The organism is Thermodesulfobacteriota bacterium (assembly GCA_026415035.1).
Taxonomy (GTDB): domain Bacteria; phylum Desulfobacterota; class BSN033; order BSN033; family UBA1163; genus RBG-16-49-23.
The window spans coordinates 1-15,335 of the sequence record JAOAHX010000032.1; the positions used below are offsets into that span (position 1 = coordinate 1).

The following is a 15,335-nucleotide window of genomic DNA, read 5'->3' on the forward strand; positions in this document are numbered from 1 at the left end:
GCCGTCGTCCCCTTGATCAACCGATCGGCAAAAACGATGGCATTTGCGCTTCTCAAGGCTCCCAAGACCCCCCTGGCGGTTCCATCTGCGGCTTCGCGGGTGAGATCGAGATACCTCGGGATGGCGATAGCCGCGAGGATCCCGATGATGACGATGATGATGATCAATTCGATTAACGTAAAACCCTTCTCCATTTTTCTCATGATTTCCCTCCTCTTTACCAGGTGGTGGTAGCCGCCGTAATGGTCCCGAAGGTGGTCGGGGCTTGGAGCGTGATCGGTGAAAGGGTGAAGGTATAAACCACTCCTCCTGCGGTCATCGTAAAATTGGTCGTATTGTAAGTATAATTGACCCCCTGGATCCCGGCATTTGTGACGATCTCCGTCATCCCATAAGTGGCCGTCGTCCCCTTGATCAACCGATCGGCAAAAACGATGGCATTTGCGCTTCTCAAGGCTCCCAAGACCCCCCTGGCCGTGGCATCAGAGGCATCCCGGGTCAGGTCAATATACCTTGGAATCGCAACAGCGGCCAGAATTCCGATAATAACAATTATGATGATGAGCTCGATCAATGTGAACCCTTTTCGGTTTTTAATCACCTTTAATGTCCCCCTTTCGAAATTTTCCGGGAATTTATCCAATTTTTCAATTTTTGTCAAGCAATTGGGTTATCTGCAATTATGATGCCAATCTTTTTCTTCTTTCCTGTATTAATTGGGCAACGATACTTATGGCAATCTCTTCGGGGGTTTCTGAACCGATGTCGAGTCCGATGGGAGCATGGACCTTATTGAACATCGATTCCGGAATCCCCTCCTCTGACAATTTTTTGTACAGGGTAGCAATCTTTTTCCGCGACCCGATCATCCCGATATAGCAAGCATCTGTCTTTACCGCCTCTTTAAGGACAAGTCCGTCGTATAGGTGCCCTCGGGTCACGATGACGATAAAGCTGGAGGAATCGACGGGGACCTTTTCAAAGGCCTTATCGAAATCGGTGACGATGATTTCATCCGCATCAGGAAAGCGTTCCCTGTTTGCGAACATCTCCCGATCATCGATCACCACGACCCTGAAATGGACCTTTTTGGCCAAGGGTGCAAGCTGTTCGGAAATGTGGCCTGCCCCGAAGATATAAACCGTGAACGCAGAAAAGACGGGCTCCAGAAGGATCTGGAGCTTACCCCATGGACCGAACTCTCCTTGCGATGGAGGGACGGTCACGACCTCAGGCCTCCTAAGCTTCAAGATCCGTTCCATTTCGTTCTTCAGGCGCCCCTCCAGGAGTGGATGTTCGGGGAGGGCTCCCACGCTTCCTCCTTTTCGGGAATAGAAGGCTTTCGATTCCTTGAGGTTTGATGTGGCGCCCTCGGCCGAAACGACCGTGGCAAGAACCCCCTCCGCCCTCTCCTCCATCACCTCTAAAACCTTCTTATAGAGGGGCAGATATTCCGCAAGGAGGGGTTCGACGAAGACCTCGATATTGCCTCCACAGATGAGCCCCCCTGCGGCAAGCTGTTCTGAAGTCAAATTGAAATGGAGCACCTTCCTCTCCTGGCGTTCTATCGCCCTCATGGTTTCCTGCCAAACCTCAGCTTCGACACACCCACCACCGATGGACCCGAGCGCTGTTCCATCTTTTCTCACCAGATATTTTGCCCCTGGCTCCCTCGGTGCGGATCCGATCCTCCTGATGAGAGTGGCCAGACCTAATGGGTCGCCCGATTCAAGGCGATAAACAATTTCTCGGTAAATCTCCTTCATAGGGCCCCTTCCCCTCCTGTATAGAATTGACCGTCTTTTTTACGATAGAGCCGAATTTTATGAGGAGGAATGAAGATCTCATCCACCTTTGGGTCAATCTCGTATCTTTTCTCCACCATCGACTTCAGCTCGGGAAAATGTTCTAACTCGAAGATTTTGAGAATATAGGCGGGAGGAGAGTGGGTAATCTCCTCGATCACCTTCTCTTTGTATCCCGCAAAGTCCTTATGAGGAGTTCGGGTGACATTCTCGCTCAGGTTGAAATTGTTTCGGTATTGGGTGGCCGCCCTCCGTTGGGCCAGGAAATAGACCTGCGGGGCGATTCCCCACACATAGAGGGTCTCGTTCGGTTCCGTGGCTGCCTTGAGATAGGAAGCCAGGTGATGCTGAATGAAATTGTAAAGGCCGTATTGATAGCTGTCAAATATACCGTCGAGTCCTTTGAACTGATGGATCGTCTGCTCGGTGGAACTATAGGTGAAGAAGTATTTATAATCGGTTCTGACAAAGAGAAAAGCGGAAATGGTAAGGACGAAGGTCAAAATCCCTCGCGAAATCTTTTTCGAGAGAGCCGAAAGGGATTTCGTCCTTTCCCATGCCCAGAGGATGCCATGAGCAGTCAGGAGGGAGAATGGGGCGACGACCAGGAGGAAGTAGTGGGCGTAAAATGTCCCGGGAATACACACGGCCAAAAAAGACCAAAATGCCCACCAGAGGAAAATCCGGTCCGGAACTTCAAGCCGACCGCCTTTCTTTTTCGAGAACAAGACCCCCAGGGAGAACAGGGTTCCTATCCAGAGCAAGCTGTTCTCGAGAACGATCCTCTTCATGCTTGCGGCGAAAAAATAGATCAGGTTCGAATCCTCATACCCTCTCTGGATATACCGGAGATTGCTTCCGAGCATCGAATCGTAGAGCACCTCCGGGGAATAGCCATGGTATAAAAAGAAGGAAACCACCCCAAGAATGGGCAAGAGGGCTCCTCCTCCCAGGAGGCCTAAGCGGATCGCCCGTCTTTTGAATGCCACCCCTCGAGACCCCTCGCAACATAGGAAGGTCAAGAAAACGACACCCCCGACCTGTTTGACGAGGGTCGCCAAGGCCCCAAAGATTCCTGTGAGGAGGTACCCCCTTGCCCGATCTGATTGACTGGCCTTAAGGAAAAAACCGATCGATAGCAAGGAAGGGAGATGCAAAAGGGTTTCGAGATTGACCGTGCCTCCCTCGACCATCGGGGCGGAAGAAAAGACCCCGAAGAGGAGAGCGGAGAAAAGACCGGCCCCCTTCCCGTAAGCCTGTTGACCGACCCAGTAAATGGCGATGACGGCCATCAGGGCGAAGAGGGTGCCAAAGAGTTTTAATCCGAGGACCGAAGGACCAAAAAGCATCACGAAGACGGCGTATAACATCGGATAAAGGGGGGGCTTTCCTGGCCCCTCTCGATCGATCAAGACCTCGCCCTCTGCCATCCGCCATCCCATATAAGCCACATTTCCAACATCTCCGTCGATGTACTGCCCGAAGAAAAGGAACCTCAAATAGAAGGTCAGGGCAAGGATCGCCACCAACGAGGGACCGATCCCTTTCGTGTAAAGGGAAGCTCCAGAGGGCTTGCGGTTTAATCCTTCCATGGAAAGCTATGGTTTTTTGGCGGGAGGGGAAGGTCTTTTGGTCTTCGGAGAAGGTCCCCTTTCAAGATTTTTATCTCTGGCAAGAGGTAAAAGGTAAAGCTGATAGAAGACCGGATCCGTCCAGAGCCCCAATTCCGGGGCCAAGTCTCCAACCATACCTGAAAAAAGGGGGATATTATTTAAACCGTTCAGGTTCGTCGAGAGGTCTCTCAGGAGTTTATAGAGGCGAACCGCTGAGACGAGGTGATTGAGGTTTTCCTGTAACCTTTTCGTCTGCTCGATGGCCTCCTCGATCGAGTTCCGATCCTCTTTCAACCTGGAGACCCAGTAATCGCCTTCCTGATAACTCATCTCAATGCCCCCGGTCTTCAGGCGATGGGTGATCTGGTGATTGACCTCTCTCACCCTCTCAAGCCTCCGATGGATCTGGTCGATCAGAATGGTTCTCTCCTGTTTCGTCAAGGCCTCAGACTTTGAATTCAACCTCGACATGAAATACTGGAGAGAGTATTCTTCCCCCACACCAGGGGAGACCCATCCTGAAAAGACCACGAATCCAACCAAGAGGGTGCCCCAATATTTCATCGTCCCCCCCCTGCTCCTAACGGGAGAATCACGTCGGCGACCTTAGTCCCTTCTCTCAAGGTGCCCAAAACGATTCTTTCGATCATGGGACATCCTTTTTCAACGATCCCCCTTGCCACCCTCTTTCCCAAAGCCAACCCATTTGGGATGTCGACCTTATTGAGGAAGGCGATTCGTCTAACAGAGGGGGGCGCCCCTTTAAAAATTCCTTCCGGATGGACGATCAACCTAACAACCCCCTCCTCCGTCATCTCCTCCCCCATCGGGATTCCGGTCAGATTGGAGATGAGCGCCGGTTGAAACACTTCCTCTTCATTAAGCTTCTTCCCGATCCCATCCAGTCCAACCAGGCCGATCACCGTGGTCGTCTTGGAAGGGAGGACGGGTTCCCAGGTCCTCGGGGCCTTGACCGGCCGGCCAGCCGCTCCATCGGCCTCGACCAGGATGAAATCGACCTCCACCTTTTCCCAGAGGTCATCGGCAAATTCAGGGGGAATTCCCTTCAATTTTCTTCCTTCCAATCTCTCCAAGGCAAGGGTGATGTGTCTATACCTGTCCAGATGGCTTTTCGCGAACTCCAAAAGCTCCCTTTGCTCTCCGGATATGAAAAGATGGGGGCTCTCCTCGGGCGACGGCTCCAATATCTTGGTCGTGGTCGTGGTGACCACCCTTTTGCCCCGTTCCTTCAATTCTTCGGCCAACCGGAACATCAGGGTCGTCTTGCCCCCTGCCCCGGTCAGGCTGATCATCTCCCTTCTCCCGAGTCCAAGGGCCTCCGAGAGAGTCCATTGGGAGGGGATGGGGCCGATTTTTTGCTCGACCGAGGTCATTTATTGTACCAGTGGAGAATCGCCTCCAGCACGCCACCGGCGATCGCCCTCGCCTTCTCTGAAATGGTGAAACAGTATTCCCTCTTCCCACGGGGATCGATATCGCCCACCTTCATCCCCCTCTTCACCTCGACCCCTTGGCGAAGAAGGCCCCGGACCACCCCGTTCACCTCGGCGATCACAGGATAATCCTCCACCACCGCCACCACTGTGCCCCGGGTCACCCTCTCTCCAATCGAGGTCTGGGGCCGGAAGATCCCTGCCTTGGCAGTCCGAAGAACCCTCTCCACCGTATATCCGCCGATCTCGCCTGGAATGCCCGTATCCGGTTCGGCTTCGCCTTTCAGGATCACCTTGCCCAGATGGTGGCCACGGTTCGTCTCGATGACGACATGGACATCCCTGCCCGCACAGAATCCAGGACCGAGGCCGATGACCAAAGGAGCATCCTGGATAGAGGTCCCGAGGTTCCGCTTTGCCAGGATCGCGTCCACAATGACATCGGGCTGGAGGAATTCTTTGATTCGCTTCAGCTCCGGGTCGATCAGGATGGGAATGAATCCCTCCTTCCAACCCATCTCGATCTCCATCGGCCTTGCGAACAGTTTCGCCCGCACCCCTTCTACCTCTTTGACTCCCTCGTAGACCGCCTCGCAGAAAGAGACCCCTCGTCTGACCGCAAGAGGGGTGGAGATCTCCGTCATGCAGATCCTGAAATGGGACCGGAAGAGACGGTGTGCCACGCCGCTTGCCATCTCTCCCGCCCCCCGGATCAAAACGATTAGATCTGAAAGCCTCTTATCGGGTGACACGTGCCTTCTCCTACCGTCTTCCTCTAATGCCCCCATTTCTTTCGATAATCCTCCCAGGTATCGATGTCCTGGAGAACTCCAGCCGACCTCACCTTGACCTCATGGACCTCGGCCGCATATCTCTTCAGAATGGACCGGCCTCCTTCATCCCCTTTTAGCCTCAAAAGTTCCCCTTTAAATCTCATCGGGAAGATGACCGGGTGCCCTCTTCGCCCCTTAAAAATCGGGACTATGATTTTATCCTGTTTCGTCTCAAAGGCCTCCACCAAGGCCCTCACCGTCCTGGACTTCAGGGAGGGCTGATCCCCCAGGGCGATGAGAATCCCCTTGCTTCGAGGACTTACCGATTTCACCCCGCAACGGATGGAAGAACTCATCCCCTTTTGGGGATGGGGATTTAAAGCGACCCTTACCTTCTTCTCCTTCCAAAGATTCCCATCTATCTGCTTCCGGGTCCGATCGTTGACCACCAGGATGACCTCCTCGACCTCGGAGCGGAGGAGTGTCCGGAGGCAGCGTTGGAAGATCGTCTCCCGTCCCCAAGGGAGGGAAAGCTTATCCCTTCCCATCCTATGCGATCGACCCGCCCCAAGGAGAATGGCAGAAACCCCCATTTCTTCCTTCCAGCTTCACAATAAGTAAACTTTATCTGCGTCCAGAGGGGATGTCAAGATGCCCCCTCTCCTTATCGGGCAAGGAAGGGTCCGTTTGAAAAGAGGAGAGAAAAAGTATAGAATAGGTAAAGCTGGAAGGGGGCAACCCCTTAAATCTACCCTTCAAGGAGGAGTCCAATGGAGCCCGAAATTAAAAAGATCCTCTACGCAACGGACCTGAGCAAAAATTCTTCCTACGCCTTTCTCTACGCATTAGACTTGGCGAAGAAATACAGGGCAAACATCATCATCCTCCATGCGGTTGAACCCATCCCTGAATTTGCGCTGTCCTACGTCGCAATGGTCGGCGAATCCCGGGAGAAACGACATGAGGAATTGGTTGAAAAAATTAAGGGAAGTCTCCAGAACTTCTGTAAGAAGGCAGAGGCCGAGATCGGCGCTCCCTGCCTCGATTTAATCTCCAAGGTCCTGGTTCCGGTGGGCTATCCTCCCAATGAGATCCTCAATGTGGCCGAGGAAGAGAATTGCGACCTGATCGTGATGGGGTCCCACGGGAAGGGTTTTCTCGCCCACACCTTTCTCGGAAGTGTCTCCAGTGCGGTCTTGAACCGAACCAAGAAACCGGTCTTCATCGTCCCCCTGCCCGAAAAGGTAAAGATCGAATGGGATGGGATCTAATCGCCACTCTTTGACGAAACCCGAAGGGGTCTTCCCCTCTTGAACGGGATTTCACTCAAGGAGGTGTCTTATGCTGATCCAATCGTTCTTCGTCCCTGGTTTGTCGCACATTTCTTACATGCTCTGCGGCTCGAAAACCTGTGCCGTCATCGATCCTAAGCGAGACATTCATGTCTACCTTGACACCGCCAAGGCGATGGGGTTGAAGATCACCCACATCCTCGAAACCCATCTCCACGCCGACTTCATCTCGGGTCATATGGATTTGGTAGAAAAGACCGGTGCCAAGATCTATGCCCCGAAATCCGGTCATTGCCAGTTCGAGCACATCGCCCTCAGCGAAGGGGATGCCTTCGAAATAGAGGACATGGAATTGAGGGTGATCGAAACCCCGGGACATACGCCCGAGCACCTCGTTTACATCGTGGTCGACCACTCGAGGGGAGAAGACCCGGTCGCCCTCTTCAGCGGCGACACCCTCTTCGTCGGAGATGTCGGAAGGCCCGATCTCTTTCCGGGGATCGCCAAAGAGTTGGCCACCAAACTCTACCAGAGCCTCCAGAAGCTCGAGAAGCTCCCCGATTTCTGCGAGGTCTATCCCGCCCACGGCGCGGGGTCCCTCTGCGGAAGGGCAATGTCCGCCAAAAGGACGAGCACGATCGGATATGAAAAGAGATACAATTACGCCTTCTTGACCAAAGACCTCAATAAGTTCATCGATCTCCTCACCACCGATATGCCCGAGGCGCCCGACCACTTCAGCCGTTGTAGCGACATCAATCGAAAAGGACCGACCCTTGTCCAAAATCTCCCGTGCCTTACACCCTTCGATCCGTTTTCCTTCTACCAGAGAACGAAACAGGACAATACGATCGTCCTCGACATCCGTCCTTACGAGGCCTTCGGCGGGCAACATGTTCCAGGCGCCTACCATATCGATTTTGGAGGAAACTTCTCCACTTTTGCGGGATGGATCCTTCCTCCGGAAAAGGACATCCTCCTCGTGGCGGAGAATGCGGGGCAAGCCGAAGAGGCCGTTGTCCAACTAAGACGCGTCGGTTTAGACAGGGCGATCGGCTACCTGGAGGGGGGCATATATGAGTGGGCCAAGGCGGGCCTCCCCTCGGACCGGGTGGAGCAGATCTCTGTCGGGACGCTTAACCAGAGGATGAAATCCGGCCCTAAGGCAACCCTTCTCGACGTGAGGGCGAAGAGGGAGTTTGCAACGGCTCATATCGAGGGGGCAATCAACATTCCCTTCCCCGACCTAAGAAAGAGACACACCGAATTAGATCCAAACCTTCCCATCATGGTCATTTGCAACACGGGCCACCGGTCGAGCATCGCCACGAGCCTCCTCAAACGATATGGATTCAAAGAGGTCACGAACGTTGCCGGTGGGATGACCGGATACAATGCGGCTGGCCTTGGCCCCGAATGTCCGGCCTGCGTGGCCCCTCACGGCCCCACCTGGTCCAAACCCAACAAATAGAAGAGGGAGCAGGGGACATCTCCTCCGGTCCGTGAAAAGAGGAGCTGTTCCCTGCCCCTCGGCCCACACGTAGAAGGGGGAATGATCATGGAATGTTTGACGATGGAACGTTGGTCTCCCTATCTCGTCGGGATCGGGATAGGGATACTCAGCGGCCTCACCTTCCTCCTCTCCGATAAACCGATTGGATGTTCGACCGCCTTTTCCCGCACAAGCGGCATGATCGAAGGTCTGTTTCGGGGAAAGGGGGTCAAAGAGAAGGCCTACTATAGAAAATTTGCGCCGGAGATCGACTGGGAATGGATGTTTGTGTTCGGAATTTTCATCGGCGCCTTCCTCTCCTCCCTCCTCTCCGGTTCATTCAGACTCACATGGGTGCCGACGAGATGGTCCGAATCCTTCGGCCATACCCCCCTTCTTAGATGGGCGGTGGCCCTCGTCGGTGGGGTCCTGGTCGGGATAGGCGCCCGTTGGGCCGGTGGCTGTACCAGCGGCCACGGCATCAGCGGCACATTGCAACTGGCCGCAAGTAGCTGGCTGGCCGTCCTCTCCTTCTTCTTCGGAGGGATATTGACCGCCATGCTCCTTTTTCATGCTTGATGAGATGGGGGTGGGCCATGCTGACCGGACTTCACAATAAAAGGAACCTCCAGTTGGGAATTGGGTTGGGAGGAGGCGTGCTCTTCGGCCTCCTCCTTCAGAAGGGAGGGGTCACCTATTACGACATCATCCTCGGCCAACTCCTCCTGACCGATTTCACGGTCCTAAAGATTATGCTTTCGGCCGTGGGGACGGGCATGGTCGTCGTCCACCTGCTGAGGAGCCTGGGCCTAGCCCAGCTCCATCCCAAACCCGGCTCCCTCGGTTCCACCCTGATCGGAGGGCTGATCTTTGGCGTGGGATTCGGCATCCTCGGCTACTGCCCTGGCACACTGGCTGGAGCCACCGGGCAGGGGTCTCTCGATGCCCTCTTCGGCGGAATCGTCGGTCTCCTGTTGGGGGCAGGCATCTTTGCTGAGATCTATCCTAAATTGGAGCGGACGGTTTTAAATCGAGGTTATTTCGGCGAGATCACCTTTCCCCAGTTGCTCAAAACCAATCCCTGGTGGGTCGTAATCCCGGTCTCCCTCCTTCTCGGGGCCATCCTCTATTGGCTCGAGAGAGCGGGCCTTTAAATCGCGTTATGCTCCAGTCCTTCCTCCCTGCGGCCGGGTGGTTAAAATCCTATAACAGGCAAGAGTTGAAAGCCGATCTGGGGGCAGGGGTGATGATCGCCTTCCTGCTCATCCCGCAGGGGATGGCCTATGCCATGCTTGCCGGCCTTCCTCCGGTCATGGGCCTCTACGCCTCCACCCTTCCCCTGATGCTCTACGCCCTCTTCGGATCTTCGAGGCATCTCGCCGTTGGACCCGTGGCCATGATTTCGCTCCTCGTCCTTACAGGCGTCTCCCCCTTGGCCGAACCGGGATCGGATCGTTACATCCAGCTCGTCCTCCTCCTCTCATTCCTGATCGGGATCCTCCAATGTTTGCTCGGCCTCCTGAAAGCGGGTTTCTTCATCCACTTCGTCTCCCATGCGGTCATGAGCGGTTTTTCTTCGGCCGCTGCCATCACGATCGCCGTCAGCCAGCTGGGTCATCTTTTGGGGATCAAACTCCCCGTCCACCCCTCCCCGTTCGGCATGGTCTGGGAAGCCATCGGTCGAGTGGGTGAGACACACCTTTTGACCTGCTTTATCGGCGTGGGCTCCGTCCTCTTGCTCATCCTCCTTAAAAAATACGCCCCCAAATTTCCAGCTCCCCTCCTCCTGGTAGCGGGCAGCATCTTGATCTCCTACCTGATCCGCCTGGACCTCCATGGGGTCCGGGTCGTGGGCGTGGTGCCCACAGGGTTGCCAAAGTGGCGCCCTCCTGAAATCTCCCTGGAATCCCTTCGTCTCCTCTTTCCGGTTGCCCTGACGATCCTTTTTGTCGGATATATGGAGTCGATCTCCATCGCCAAACTCATCGCCATCAAAGAACGATATAAAATCGAACCGGACCAGGAATTGAGGGGCCTGGGATTGGCCAACCTTGCGGCCTCTCTCTTCTCCGGCTACCCCGTGACCGGAGGATTTTCCAGGACCGCGGTCAATCACCAGGCCGGGGCCCGAACCGGTTTGGCCTCCCTGATCACCGCCGGTTTGATCCTTCTTACCCTCCTCTTCTTCGCTCCTCTCTTCTACCACCTTCCGAACGCGGTGCTGGCAGGGATCGTCCTCGTTGCGGTCTCCGGGCTGATGGACTTTCAAAAGGCCCGACATTTCTTTAAAATCCGGCCGGTGGATGGCTGGACCTGGGTCTTCACCTTTGCAACGACCCTGATCTTTGGAGGGGCCGCTGGAATTCTAACAGGGATCGCCTTCTCCTTGGGCCTCTTCATCTGGCGAAGCTCCAGACCCCATGCCGCGGAGTTAGGCCTCCTTGAAGGAGAAGGGGTTTTCAGAAACGTGAAACGGTTTCCGGAGGCAAGGCGATTTCCCCGCGGGTTGATCCTCCGGGTGGATGCCCCGCTCTACTTTGCCAACACAAAATTTCTCGAAGACCTGATCCATCAGAACCTCGTAGAGAGGCCAGAGGCCAAATGGGTCATCCTCGACTGCTCAGGCGTAAACGACATGGATGCCGTGGCGATCGATGCCCTCGAAGAGATCATGGATGCTTATAGAGGAAAGGTACGGTTCCTCTTTGCAGAGATGAGGGGTCCCGTCCGGGACCTGGTGGAAAGGGCGGGATGGGAAGAGAGGTATGGGCCCCGCCTTCAATTCCCCTCGATCCAACAGGCATTGAAAGAGATGGAGGAGGCGAAGCATTTCCCCCGCCCCGAAATAGGGCGGCATCCCAATCAAGAAGGAGGCGAGCGATGTTAAAAAAGCCGAGCGAAAAAGAAGAGGAGTATTTTGCCCGATTGGAGTTCGAGCGGAAGAAGAAGATCGAGGAAGAGAAACACAAGAAGATGGCCGAGCAAGAGAAACAGAGGCTTCGGGAGCTCCACTATATGCGGTGTCCGAAATGCGGGATGGAACTGATCGAGATCGACTACAAAAATATCAAGGTGGATAAATGCTCCGAGTGCGAAGGGGTCTGGCTGGATGCCGGAGAGCTCGAGGCCGTCTCGAAGCTCGAAAAATCGAGCCTCGACAAACTTTTCAGCGTGTTCAAAAAGTGAACCGCTTCCCCCTCTCCCTTCAAAAGACCCTCTTTCGAAGGGAGAGGGCCATTCCCATGGGAAAGGCCTGGGGTCCGAGAAAGGAGGCAACGGAATGAACTTTCTTAAAAAACCTCAATGGTCGCCCTATCTCACCGGCGCCTTGCTGGGATTATTGACCTGGTTTTCTGTCCTGACCGCGGGAAAGTACCTCGGCGTCTCGACCACCTTTGTCCGCACCGTCGGGATGATCGAGAGCCTCTTCGTGCCGGGGCACGTGGCCACGGCCCCTTACTTTAAGGAGATCAAGCCGATCATCGATTGGCAGTGGATGGAGGTCCTTGGGATCCTCATCGGCGCCTTCCTCGCAGCGAAGCTCTCGGGGGAATTTAAAAGCAGGTTCGTCCCCCCCACCTGGGAGAGACGGTTCGGGCCAAAACGTTTCAAAAGGGGGGTCGTCGCCTTCTTGGGAGGGGTGATCCTGATGTTCGGAGCTCGGATGGCCGATGGCTGACCGAGCGGCCACGGGATCAGCGGTTCGCTGCAACTGGCCGTGAGCGGTTGGCTCGCCCTCGTCTTCTTCTTTATTGGAGGCCTCCTCTCCGCACGCCTCCTTTATGGGAAAGGAGGAAAGTAAAAATGGGACAGCTTGTACTGGGACTGATCACCGGCATCCTCTTCGGGTTCCTCCTTCAGAAGGGACAAGCCTTGAGATATGACCGACAGATCGGAGTCCTCCTGTTGCGGGACTTTACCATCCTCAAAATCATGGTCAGTGCGGTCCTGGTCGGGATGGTGGGCGTTTACTTCTTCGTGGATATGGGGTGGGGGAAGCTGAGCGTCAAGCCCCTCGTCTTGGGTGCCAACGTCATCGGAGGCCTTCTCTTCGGCCTGGGATGGGGCCTTCTCGGCTACTGCCCGGGAACCGCAGTGGGTGCGACGGGCGAAGGCAGGTGGGATGCCTTCTGGGGAGGGGTCCTCGGGATGCTCGTAGGGGCCGGCCTCTTCGCGGAGGCCTATCCCCTGGTGAAAGACAGCTTGCTGAAATGGGGCGATCACGGGAAGATGACCCTGCCCAAACTTCTGGGGATCCACCACTGGGTCCTCATCCCGATCCTCTGGGCCCTCCTGTTAAGCCTCCTCCTCCTGATCGAAAAGAAGAAGGCATGAAACATCCCTCTCCCTTTTAAAGACGCCATGGACGGACAGGAAGGGAGAGGGATCTCTCTGGCCTCAGCCCGTCAGGGTGGCGAGATAGGGGGCTCCCAACTTGTCGATGTGATCCTTCACATTGTCGAAGTAATTGTAATGCTCCTCCTCATCCTTGAGGAGTTCCTCGAAGATCTCCTTAGAGATATGATCCTTTTCAGAGGCACAGACGACCGCGGCCTCGTTGTACATCTTCATGGCCTGGGCCTCCAGGGCCATGTTCGTCTCGAGCATTTGGGGAATGGTCTGCCCCTTTTTGGGCGTATCGTCCGGTTTGGACGTGGGCTCGCCTTTTAAGAAGAGGATCCTTTCGGCCAGCTTCTCCGCATGTTTCATCTCCTGGATGGCGATCTCCTTGAACTTGGAGGCCAGCTTCCCGAAGTCCTGGTCTTCCAGCTCGTAGTGTTGGGCCATGTACTGGGCGATGGCATGGAGTTCTCGCGACCTCGCCGCATTCAACAGATCGATCACCTTGCTGCTCATAGGTCCTCCTTTCGATGAGATGGATTTGCCCTAATCTTATAACATTCCCTCCGAGATGACAAGACAAACCTGCGGGTAGGGTCAATCCCTGAAGGCGGTCATCGGCTCGAGGAGGATCTCTCCCTTCTCGAAACGTTCAATGGAAAGCGGGGAGATATCGAGGGTTGTGGTCCTCCCCTCGGTGATGAGCTCCGCGATCACCTTTCCGACCGCCGGACTGTGCTGAAACCCGTGGCCGCTGAACCCATTGGCAAGGATGAAGCCCTTTAGGCCCGGGACCTCGCCCAGGATGGCATGATGGTCGGGCGAAATTTCATAGAGCCCGGCCCAGCCCCTCGCAATGCTGGCCCTTTCGAAGGCCGGGACGCGAAAGATGGCGTTCTCCGAGGCCTCGACCAGGGCTTCGTAATCGGTTTCGGTGTTGAAACTGGGCGTTTGGTCGAGAGGGCCTGAAAGGAGAAATCCGTCCAATTCTCTTCGGAAATACCATCCCCTGTGAAAATCGATGGTGAGGGGAATGGGCTGGTCGGTGAGGTGGAAGGGAGCCGTCACGAAGACCTGTCTTCGTAAAGGCGTCACGGGGATCTTCAGGCCTGCCATCTCGCCGATCAAGGCCGCATAGGGACCTCCCGCATTGACCACGACGGGGGCCGAAATTTCGTGCCGATCCGACCGAACGCCCTTCACCTCCCCCCTTTCGATGATCACGGCCTTCACCTCCTCTCCTTCCCATATCTCCACCCCTTCTCTCCTGGCTCCTTTGGCGAATCCGGTCAGCACTTCGCTCGGACCGGCATACCCGTCTAAGGCGCAAAAGGTCCCGCCCAAAACGTCTTCGGTCCTCAGGTAGGGACATCGCCTCCGGATCTCCTCAGGTTCCCACCACTCCACAGGAATCCCATATCGTTTTTGGAGGGCCATGTTCTGTCGAAAGACCTCTGTCTCCGGTTCGGTGGTGGCCAGAAAGAGGTAACCGACCTTCCTGAATTCGGGATCGACCCCGAACTCCTCTTCAAAATGGTCGAAGGTCTTCATCGATTCGAGGGAGAAGAGGATGTTGATCTCGGTGGAAAATTGGGTTCGGATTCCCCCTACGCATCGGCTGGTGGATCCCCCTCCCAATTGCCCCTTTTCGAGGAGGAGGATCCTTCCGGGCCTCCTCTGGCTCAAATAATAGGCGATGCTCACCCCGATAATGCCACCTCCAATGATGACCACCTCTGCGACCTGTTTCAATGGCGTCCCTCACTTTAAACTCGAATGGAGATAGTGGATGAGGGTAAGGATATCGAAGATGGGCCGGTCGAAGATCTTCCTCAGAGCCCTCCGGTAGAGGGCCATATTCGTACACTCGAGGACAAGGGCGGAGAGGTCGGGATGATCCCTGAGCATCTCCTCCAGTTTGGCCACGATCTCCCCCTCCACCTTTCCAAAGTCAGCCCGAGGGCGGTTCCTCACATACGTTTCGTAAAACTCCCCCTCGGGGTCCATCCCGCCAATGACCACCGGCGTCCCTTCGGCACCGACGCTTTGGAGATGATCGATCCCCAGGGCTTGAGGGTCGGCCGTGAGCACCCCGATCCTTCCCCTTCGGCCCACCAATTCATAAGCCCAAGGAATCTGAACCAGGCTAGAGGTGAAGACCGGAATCGGGACCGCGGTGGACAGCTCTCTCTGGAAGAGGGCGAGAAATCCACAGCTGGTGGTGATGGCCTTGGCTCCCCTTTCTACCAGTCGCCGGGCGGCCTCGATAAATGGCGGCAAAAGGGAAGAGTCCCTCCCTTGAACCACCCGTGAAGGAATGGCCCCTTTGACGACCTCATAGAGGACAGGAAAGGGAAAGGTCCCGGGATTGCCGACATCTCCAATCGGTCTTGGAAAGAGCGTGTCCAGAAGGATGATGCCGAGCGACGGTCTTCCCGAATCGACCACCTCCGAATTCATCTTCATAACACAAACCTCTCCCTCTTCGACAGGGCTTTCCGGCCCTTTACTTTTTTGCCTCTTTCAATTATATAACACAACCATCAAGAACCATTTCCACCCACA

General features: G+C 55.3%; 18 protein-coding genes and 1 pseudogene. 8 read left to right on the forward strand and 11 right to left on the reverse strand.

Features of this window, described 5'->3' with window-relative positions; genetic code table 11:
• The 8 genes and pseudogenes from N3G78_13670 to mocA all read right to left on the reverse strand — a co-directional run.
• Nucleotides 1–203 (reverse strand): prepilin-type N-terminal cleavage/methylation domain-containing protein (locus tag N3G78_13670; protein ID MCX8118963.1); only part of this gene is annotated, 203 nt, incomplete at its 3' end.
• Between the two features lie 305 nt (nucleotides 204–508).
• Nucleotides 509–598, reverse strand: a pseudogene (locus tag N3G78_13675) (prepilin-type N-terminal cleavage/methylation domain-containing protein).
• A gap of 82 nt (nucleotides 599–680) precedes the next feature.
• The gene (locus N3G78_13680) at nucleotides 681–1,766 is read right to left on the reverse strand and encodes an XdhC family protein (GenBank protein ID MCX8118964.1); all 1,086 of its coding nucleotides are present in this window, start codon (nucleotides 1,764–1,766) and stop codon (nucleotides 681–683) included.
• Nucleotides 1,763–3,397, reverse strand: coding sequence for a glycosyltransferase family 39 protein (locus N3G78_13685; protein ID MCX8118965.1), 1,635 nt, complete (start codon nucleotides 3,395–3,397; stop codon nucleotides 1,763–1,765). Before N3G78_13685 ends, N3G78_13680 begins: the two co-directional genes overlap by 4 nt.
• Before the next feature lie 6 nt (nucleotides 3,398–3,403).
• Nucleotides 3,404–3,982 carry a hypothetical protein gene (locus N3G78_13690; protein MCX8118966.1) on the reverse strand — a complete coding sequence of 193 codons (579 nt, stop codon included), beginning with the start codon at nucleotides 3,980–3,982 and terminating at the stop codon, nucleotides 3,404–3,406.
• A complete protein-coding gene (gene yqeC, locus N3G78_13695) occupies nucleotides 3,979–4,731 on the reverse strand; it encodes a selenium cofactor biosynthesis protein YqeC (protein ID MCX8118967.1) in 753 nt (250 codons plus the stop codon). The genes N3G78_13690 and yqeC overlap by 4 nt, the downstream gene beginning before the upstream one ends.
• 77 nt (nucleotides 4,732–4,808) lie before the next feature.
• Nucleotides 4,809–5,624 (reverse strand): selenium-dependent molybdenum cofactor biosynthesis protein YqeB, encoded by an 816-nt coding sequence (gene yqeB / locus N3G78_13700; GenBank protein MCX8118968.1) that lies wholly within the window; start codon nucleotides 5,622–5,624, stop codon nucleotides 4,809–4,811.
• A gap of 23 nt (nucleotides 5,625–5,647) precedes the next feature.
• Entirely contained in the window at nucleotides 5,648–6,238 is a 591-nt protein-coding gene (gene mocA / locus N3G78_13705) for a molybdenum cofactor cytidylyltransferase (protein ID MCX8118969.1), read from the reverse strand.
• 177 nt (nucleotides 6,239–6,415) lie between these two features.
• Here mocA and N3G78_13710 point away from each other — a divergent pair, with 177 nt between their 5' ends.
• From N3G78_13710 to N3G78_13745, 8 genes are all read left to right on the forward strand, one after another.
• The gene (locus tag N3G78_13710; protein ID MCX8118970.1) at nucleotides 6,416–6,916 is read left to right on the forward strand and encodes a universal stress protein; all 501 of its coding nucleotides are present in this window, start codon (nucleotides 6,416–6,418) and stop codon (nucleotides 6,914–6,916) included.
• 70 nt (nucleotides 6,917–6,986) lie between these two features.
• Nucleotides 6,987–8,408, forward strand: coding sequence for a rhodanese-like domain-containing protein (locus N3G78_13715; GenBank protein ID MCX8118971.1), 1,422 nt, complete (start codon nucleotides 6,987–6,989; stop codon nucleotides 8,406–8,408).
• Nucleotides 8,409–8,492: 84 nt separating this feature from the next.
• On the forward strand, nucleotides 8,493–9,008 hold the full coding sequence (locus N3G78_13720) for a YeeE/YedE family protein (GenBank protein MCX8118972.1): 516 nt from the start codon (nucleotides 8,493–8,495) through the stop codon (nucleotides 9,006–9,008).
• Nucleotides 9,008–9,583, forward strand: coding sequence for a YeeE/YedE family protein (locus N3G78_13725; protein ID MCX8118973.1), 576 nt, complete (start codon nucleotides 9,008–9,010; stop codon nucleotides 9,581–9,583). The genes N3G78_13720 and N3G78_13725 overlap by 1 nt, the downstream gene beginning before the upstream one ends.
• Nucleotides 9,584–9,591: 8 nt before the next feature.
• A complete protein-coding gene (locus N3G78_13730) occupies nucleotides 9,592–11,316 on the forward strand; it encodes a solute carrier family 26 protein (protein ID MCX8118974.1) in 1,725 nt (574 codons plus the stop codon).
• Nucleotides 11,310–11,615: a zf-TFIIB domain-containing protein gene (locus tag N3G78_13735; protein ID MCX8118975.1), complete on the forward strand. Its 306-nt coding sequence runs from the start codon at nucleotides 11,310–11,312 to the stop codon at nucleotides 11,613–11,615. The genes N3G78_13730 and N3G78_13735 overlap by 7 nt, the downstream gene beginning before the upstream one ends.
• 94 nt (nucleotides 11,616–11,709) lie before the next feature.
• On the forward strand, nucleotides 11,710–12,231 hold the full coding sequence (locus N3G78_13740; GenBank protein MCX8118976.1) for a YeeE/YedE family protein: 522 nt from the start codon (nucleotides 11,710–11,712) through the stop codon (nucleotides 12,229–12,231).
• Between the two features lie 2 nt (nucleotides 12,232–12,233).
• On the forward strand, nucleotides 12,234–12,764 hold the full coding sequence (locus tag N3G78_13745) for a YeeE/YedE thiosulfate transporter family protein (GenBank protein MCX8118977.1): 531 nt from the start codon (nucleotides 12,234–12,236) through the stop codon (nucleotides 12,762–12,764).
• Between the two features lie 63 nt (nucleotides 12,765–12,827).
• On the opposite strand, the gene N3G78_13750 is transcribed toward N3G78_13745, so the two are convergent.
• The 3 genes from N3G78_13750 to N3G78_13760 form a co-directional block, all read right to left on the reverse strand.
• Nucleotides 12,828–13,286, reverse strand: coding sequence for a bacterioferritin (locus N3G78_13750; GenBank protein MCX8118978.1), 459 nt, complete (start codon nucleotides 13,284–13,286; stop codon nucleotides 12,828–12,830).
• Between the two features lie 81 nt (nucleotides 13,287–13,367).
• The gene (locus N3G78_13755; protein MCX8118979.1) at nucleotides 13,368–14,522 is read right to left on the reverse strand and encodes an FAD-binding oxidoreductase; all 1,155 of its coding nucleotides are present in this window, start codon (nucleotides 14,520–14,522) and stop codon (nucleotides 13,368–13,370) included.
• A gap of 9 nt (nucleotides 14,523–14,531) precedes the next feature.
• Complete coding sequence (locus tag N3G78_13760) at nucleotides 14,532–15,236, reverse strand: aspartate/glutamate racemase family protein (GenBank protein MCX8118980.1); 705 nt, start codon at nucleotides 15,234–15,236, stop codon at nucleotides 14,532–14,534.
• Nucleotides 15,237–15,335: the final 99 nt, after the last annotated feature.